General features: G+C 66.2%; 5 protein-coding genes and 1 other RNA gene. 3 read left to right on the plus strand and 3 right to left on the minus strand.

Annotated elements, in window-relative coordinates; translation table 11 throughout:
• A partial coding sequence (dnaX, locus tag AB1346_06335) for a DNA polymerase III subunit gamma/tau (GenBank protein ID MEW6720048.1) occupies nt 1–799 on the minus strand: 799 nt, incomplete at its 3' end.
• 36 nt (nt 800–835) lie between these two features.
• Nucleotides 836–935, minus strand: an RNA gene (ffs, locus tag AB1346_06340) — signal recognition particle sRNA small type.
• Nucleotides 936–1081: 146 nt separating this feature from the next.
• Here ffs and AB1346_06345 point away from each other — a divergent pair.
• The 3 genes from AB1346_06345 to AB1346_06355 are packed head-to-tail and all read left to right on the plus strand — an operon-like array spanning nt 1082 to nt 4150.
• Nucleotides 1082–1357, plus strand: coding sequence for a metal-sensitive transcriptional regulator (locus AB1346_06345; protein MEW6720049.1), 276 nt, complete (start codon nt 1082–1084; stop codon nt 1355–1357).
• A 10-nt stretch (nt 1358–1367) separates the two neighbouring features.
• Nucleotides 1368–3266, plus strand: coding sequence for a cation-translocating P-type ATPase (locus tag AB1346_06350; GenBank protein ID MEW6720050.1), 1899 nt, complete (start codon nt 1368–1370; stop codon nt 3264–3266).
• 8 nt (nt 3267–3274) lie between these two features.
• Entirely contained in the window at nt 3275–4150 is an 876-nt protein-coding gene (locus tag AB1346_06355; protein ID MEW6720051.1) for a class I SAM-dependent methyltransferase, read from the plus strand.
• Between the two features lie 83 nt (nt 4151–4233).
• Here AB1346_06355 and AB1346_06360 read toward each other — a convergent pair whose 3' ends face one another.
• On the minus strand, nt 4234–5349 hold the full coding sequence (locus AB1346_06360) for a Fic family protein (GenBank protein ID MEW6720052.1): 1116 nt from the start codon (nt 5347–5349) through the stop codon (nt 4234–4236).
• Between the last annotated feature and the right edge of the window lie 296 nt (nt 5350–5645).

Below are 5645 nucleotides of genomic sequence, written 5' to 3' on the forward strand. Positions count from 1 at the left end.
GGGCCAGCGCGGGCCCCGCCCCTTCGAGCACCGCGGCCGCTGCGAGGTCGATGGCGGCCTCCGTCCCCACCAGCCCCAGCATCCCTTCGACCAGCGCCGCCGTGACGGTCCCCGCCCCGGAAACCGCCGCCTGCTCGAAGATCGACTGCCCGTCCCGCATCGACCCGAAGGCGTACCGGGCCATGAGGGAGAGGGCGTCCTCTTCCACGGCCACCCCTTCCGCCCGGGCCATCTCGTCGAGGCGCCCCCGCACCTCGGAGTCGGTGAGCATCCGGAAATCGAAGCGCTGGCAGCGCGAAAGGATCGTGTCGGGGATCCGGTTCGGCTCGGTGGTCGCCAAAATGAAGACCACGTGCGGCGGCGGCTCCTCCAGCGTCTTGAGCAGCCCGTTGAAGGCCGCCTTCGACAGCATGTGGACTTCGTCGATGATGTAGATCTTGTAGCGGAGCCGGGAGGGGGCGTAGGCGGCGTTCTCCCGCAGGCGGCGGATGTCGTCGATGCCGGTGTTGGACGCCCCGTCGATCTCCTGGACGTCGGCGCCGCTCCCCGACCCGATCTCCTCGCACGCGGAGCAGGCGAGGCACGGTGCGGGGGTGGGCCCCTTTTCGCAGTTGAGGGCGCGGGCGAGGATCCGGGCGAAGGTGGTCTTCCCGACGCCGCGAGTGCCGGAGAACAGGTAGGCGTGATGGATCTTCCCGGAGGCGATGGCGTTGGCGAGGGCGCGGGAGACGTGGCCCTGCCCGACGATCTCCTCGAACGTCCTCGGGCGCCACTTTCGCGCCAACGCCTCATAGGCCATCGGTCGTCCCCCGGGAACCTCCACCGGGGGTCCGCCGGCGGCCAGGGGAACCGCCGGCACACGGAGTTGTGCGGCTACCGCTGCTTCCTTCCGGACCTGACGGGGTTTGCCGCATTCCGTTGCGGCGGGCCTGACCGCCGGCGCACCCTCGGCGGGAATGTGTATGTTACGGGATTCCGTGGGGCATTTCAAGCGAGGAGGTCCCCGCGAGAAGGTCCCAGCTTGACGGCGGGCCCGGACCGTCGATATACTCATACCAAGTATATGTATAAGGAGGACGCGATGCCCCTCTGCGGCGACGACCACCCGAAGCTGATCGCGCGGATCAACCGCATCGAAGGACAGACCCGCGGCCTGAAGAAGATGGTGGAGGAAAACCGGGACTGCATGCAGGTGCTCAAGCAGATCGCCGCCACGGAAGGCGCCTTGCGGGCGCTGGGCGGCATGATCCTGGAGGACCACCTGAAAGGGTGCGTGACGGACGCGATCCGCGGCCGGGAGCGCGGACCGGATCGGATAAAGGAAGTCGTCGACCTGTTCGGCAAGTTCGGCAAATAGGGAGTATCGGATGATCGGCCGTTTCTCGAAGCTGGGCGTATACCAGGAACTTTTCAGGTCGCGCGATTTCTACATCGCGTCCGGCGCCGCCCTCCTGGCGCTGGCCAGCTACGCCGTCGACTCCGGCGGCGGGTCCCCGAGCTTTATGGGAAACGCGCTCGCCCTGGCTTCCGTCCTCATCAACGGATCGCCCATCGTCTGGGGGGCAGTCAAGGGGCTGATCGAACGGAAGGTCAACGTCGACGAGCTGGTCAGCCTGGCCATCGTCGCCAGCCTGCTCCAGGGGGAATTCCTGGCCGCCGCGGTTGTCAGCTTCGTCATGACGCTCGGCGGGCTGATCGAACGGGCGACCAGCGATTCGGCCCGCAGGGCGATCCAGTCGCTGGTCCGCATCTCGCCGCAGACGGCGGTGGTCCTGGAAGGCGGGGCGGAAAAGACCGTTCCGGTCGAAGAGGTGGCGGTCGGCGCCCATATTCTCGTCAAGCCGGGGGAACGCATCCCGGTCGACGCCGTGATCGTATCGGGCGTCTCGGCGGTCGACGAATCGGTCATGACCGGTGAATCGCTGCCGCTGGAAAAGCGTGCCGGGGACGCCATCCTCGCAGGCACCCTGAACTACAACGGCGTGCTGGAAGCCCGCGCGACGAAGGTCGGTCGGGACACGACGCTGGGCAAGGTCATCCAGCTAGTCAGCGAGGCCGAGTCGCACCGGCCCGAGGCCGTGCGGCTCATCGACCGTTACGCGACATGGTTCACGCCCGCGATCCTGCTCTGCGCCGGCGTCGCGTGGATCTACACGGGCGAGGTCGGCCGGGCCATCGCGGTCCTGATCGTCGGCTGCCCCTGCGCGCTGATCCTGGCGGCCCCTACGGCGACGGTGGCGGCGCTGGGGCGCGCGGCCCGCGCCGGGATCCTGGTCAAGGGGGGGCGGCACCTCGAGCAGGCCGCTTCCGTGAAAGCGGTCCTGTTCGATAAAACCGGGACATTGACGCTGGGAGAGCCCCGGGTCGTCGAGATCGCCTGCACGGACGGCGTCGGCAGGGAGGAGCTCCTCGCCTGCGCCGCCAGCGCCGAGCAGCACTGCACCCACCCGCTGGCCCGGGCGGTCCTGAAGGCCGCGCATTACGCCAAGGTGGCCGTCCGCGGGGCGGAAAACGCCTTCCACGAGATCGGGCTCGGCGTCCGGGCGATGGTGGACGGCTCGGTCATCGAGGTCGGCGGCGTCTCCCTATGCGCGGACGCGGCCGCGTTTCCCGGGCACCTCCGGAAACGGATCGACGAATCGATCTCCCTCGGCGTCACGCCGCTGGTCGTGTACCGGGATCAGGCGCCCGTCGGCCTGCTGAACGTTTCGGATCATGTCCGGCCGACCGCGGGCACGACCGTCCGGAATTTCCACGGCCTCGGGATCCGCGAAACCGCCATCCTGTCCGGCGACCATGAAAAGGCGGCGCGGCGCGTGGCCGACTCGGTCGGCATCGGCCGGGTCTACGCGAACCTGAAGCCGCGCGACAAGGTGGAGATCATCCGGACGTACCAGTCGAGGGAGCTGCCGGTCATGTTCATCGGCGACGGGATCAACGACGCGCCGGCGCTGGCGTCCTCCCGGGTCGGCGTGGCCATGGGGGGCGCGGGGACCGACGTCGCCCTGGAGGCCGCGGACATCGCCCTCACCCACGACGACATTTCCCGGCTGCCCTGGCTGATCCGCCTGTCCCGCAGGATGCTCGGAATCATCAAGATCAACCTCGCGTTCGGGCTGGCGTTCAACGCCGCCGCGGTCGTCGCCGGAGGCATGGGATGGCTCACGCCCATCATGGCCGCCATCGTGCACAACATCGGCAGCGTCCTGGTCGTCGTCGCGTCGGCGAGCCTGGCGTTCTTTCCGGACGACCCCCTGCATGTATAATGTCGGCGATGCGGCTCCCGTTCGATTCGTACAGGATAACGGCCTTCTTCGACGCCCTGGCCGCGCGGATCCGTCCCCGCCGCCTCCGGTGCTACCGCCGGTGCATTCCGCTATTTAAAGGGAAGATCGGCCTCGAGATCGGCGGGCCGAGCAGCGTGTTCAAGCTGGGCAGGCTGTTCCCCGTTTACGCGGTCGCCGGCCGGGTCGACAACTGCAATCTCAGCCATCGGGCCTCCGATCCCCTGTACAGGTTCGAGACGGCAATCGAGGAAGGCCGCACGTTCCGGTACAGCCGGCTGCGCGCGCCCGGCGTCCAATACGTCATGGAGGCCGCCGACCTCTCACGCATCGCGCCGGCCTCGTACGATTTCGTCCTCTCGTCGCACGCGCTGGAGCACGTGGCCAACCCGCTGCGGGCGTTGTCGGAGTGGACCCGCGTCCTCAGGGAGGGTGGGCACATCGTGCTCGTGCTCCCGCACAAGGACGGCACCTTCGACCACCGCAGGCCGGTGACGACGCTGGCGCACATGGTAGCCGACTTCGAGCGGCGGGTGTCCGATGACGACGCGACGCACATGGACGAGATCCTGAGGCTGCACGACCTCGCCCGCACGCCGGAGTACCCCGGGATCGAGGATCTCAAGCAAGCCACGAGGGAGAATCCGGTCCGGCGCCGCCTGCATCACCACGTTTTCGACACCCGCCTCGCGGTCGAAACGGTCCACCACATGGGACTCCAGATCCTTTCAGTCGAGGTCTACATCCCCCACCACATCCTGATCGTCGCCAGGAAGCCGGGGAAATCGGAGGAAGTGCGGAACGATCCCTTCCGGGGGATCGGCGCCGCGCCCGTCTGGAAGAGCCCTTTCCCGTCCGACCGGTAACAATTCGCATCCCCTGCAAGGACCCCTGGGGTGCCGAAATCCGGGGTCTCAGAGACCCCAGCGCCGGGGAGCAACATGGGCCGCTATCGGCCATCCAATGGCTTCAATGAATAGCTGGTGCTTCTGCCGCCTCCGGCCTCGCGCACGAGGATCCCTCGATTCATCAGGTCGCTGATGTCGCGCAGAGCCGTATCCTGCGATGTTTTCGTAATCGTTGCCCACATCGATGAGGTGAGCCGGCCTTCGAAGTCGTCCAGCAGCCGTTTGATCATCGCGCGCTGACGCTCGTTGAGCGGCTGGTCCTTGATGGCGTCCCAATAACGCTCCTTGCGCAACACGCCCGAGAGCGCGCTCTCCGCGCCTTCGATGGCGCGGTCCAGGCACGCAAGGAACCATTCAAGCCATGCGGTGATGTCGAGATCGCCCTTCTGGGTGGATTCCAGAATGTCGTAATACTCTCTTCGCTCCTGCTGGATTTGCGCGGACATGCTGTAGAAGCGCTGCGGGCTTTGCTCCGAACGTGCGAGCGCCATGTCCGCGATCGCGCGCGCGATGCGTCCGTTGCCATCGTCGAACGGGTGGATGGTGACGAACCACAGATGCGCGAGCGCGGCTTTGAGGACCGGATCCAGCGAAGACTCTTCACCGAACCATTTCAGAAATGCCGTCATTTCGGATGGAAGGCGAGACGCTTTCGGCGCTTCGAAGTGAACGTGCTCCTTTCCGATCGGTCCCGAGACGACCTGCATGGGGCCGGAGCGGTCGTCGCGCCATCCCCCGACGATGATCCTGGCCATACCGCTTCGCCCTGTCGGGAAGAGCGCGGCGTGCCACGCGAACAGGCGTTCCCCGGTCAGCGGCGCATCGAATTTTCGGGTGGCGTCGAGCATCATCTCGACCACGCCTTCGACATGCCGATCCGCGGGTGCCAGCGCGCCAATTTCCATGCCGAGTCGCCGCGCGATGGAGGAGCGCACTTGATCCTTGTCGAAGATCACGCCCTCTATCTCGCTGGATTTGAGAACGTCCTGGGTGAGAGTGGCCAAGACCGCCTCGGCGCGCAGGTCGAAACCAAGAGCATCCATGCGCCCGATCAGCCTCCCCTGCCGATGACGCACGGACGCAAGACGTTGAGCCACCAGCCCTTCGTTCCAACGGAAGTTCGGCCAACCACTCAGCTCGTGTACATAGGTCGACATTATCCGCACCTCATGCGGAGATTATCGGTGATGTTCGCAGCATAAACAAGTACAATCTGCGCATAATTCGCGGAGATTAAAGCGGTCGATCTCTGCATAGGGAGGAATGGCGAAGGTTGGTGAGCGGAGGCCAAGACGATAACGACCGTGGCCATCCATGGCCGTCACAGCATTCGGGCATCCATGCCCTTCAGGGTTGTCGTGGATGGCGGGTTCGAATCCCACCGATGGCGCCATTATTTTCCCCGCAGGGGAATTGGAGGCGGAGGCTGCGACAATGACTACCGTGGCCATCC

This window comes from Thermodesulfobacteriota bacterium, from assembly GCA_040758155.1.
Lineage (GTDB): Bacteria > Desulfobacterota > Deferrimicrobia > Deferrimicrobiales > Deferrimicrobiaceae > UBA2219.

Excerpts from the sequence above, each read along its gene's own strand:
- AB1346_06360 (MEW6720052.1), bottom strand. The coding sequence starts at position 5,349 with ATGTCGACCTATGTACACGAGCTGAGTGGTTGGCCGAACTTCCGTTGG.
- AB1346_06345 (MEW6720049.1), top strand. The coding sequence starts at position 1,082 with ATGCCCCTCTGCGGCGACGACCACCCGAAGCTGATCGCGCGGATCAAC.
- AB1346_06350 (MEW6720050.1), top strand. The coding sequence starts at position 1,368 with ATGATCGGCCGTTTCTCGAAGCTGGGCGTATACCAGGAACTTTTCAGG.
- AB1346_06355 (MEW6720051.1), top strand. The coding sequence starts at position 3,275 with ATGCGGCTCCCGTTCGATTCGTACAGGATAACGGCCTTCTTCGACGCC.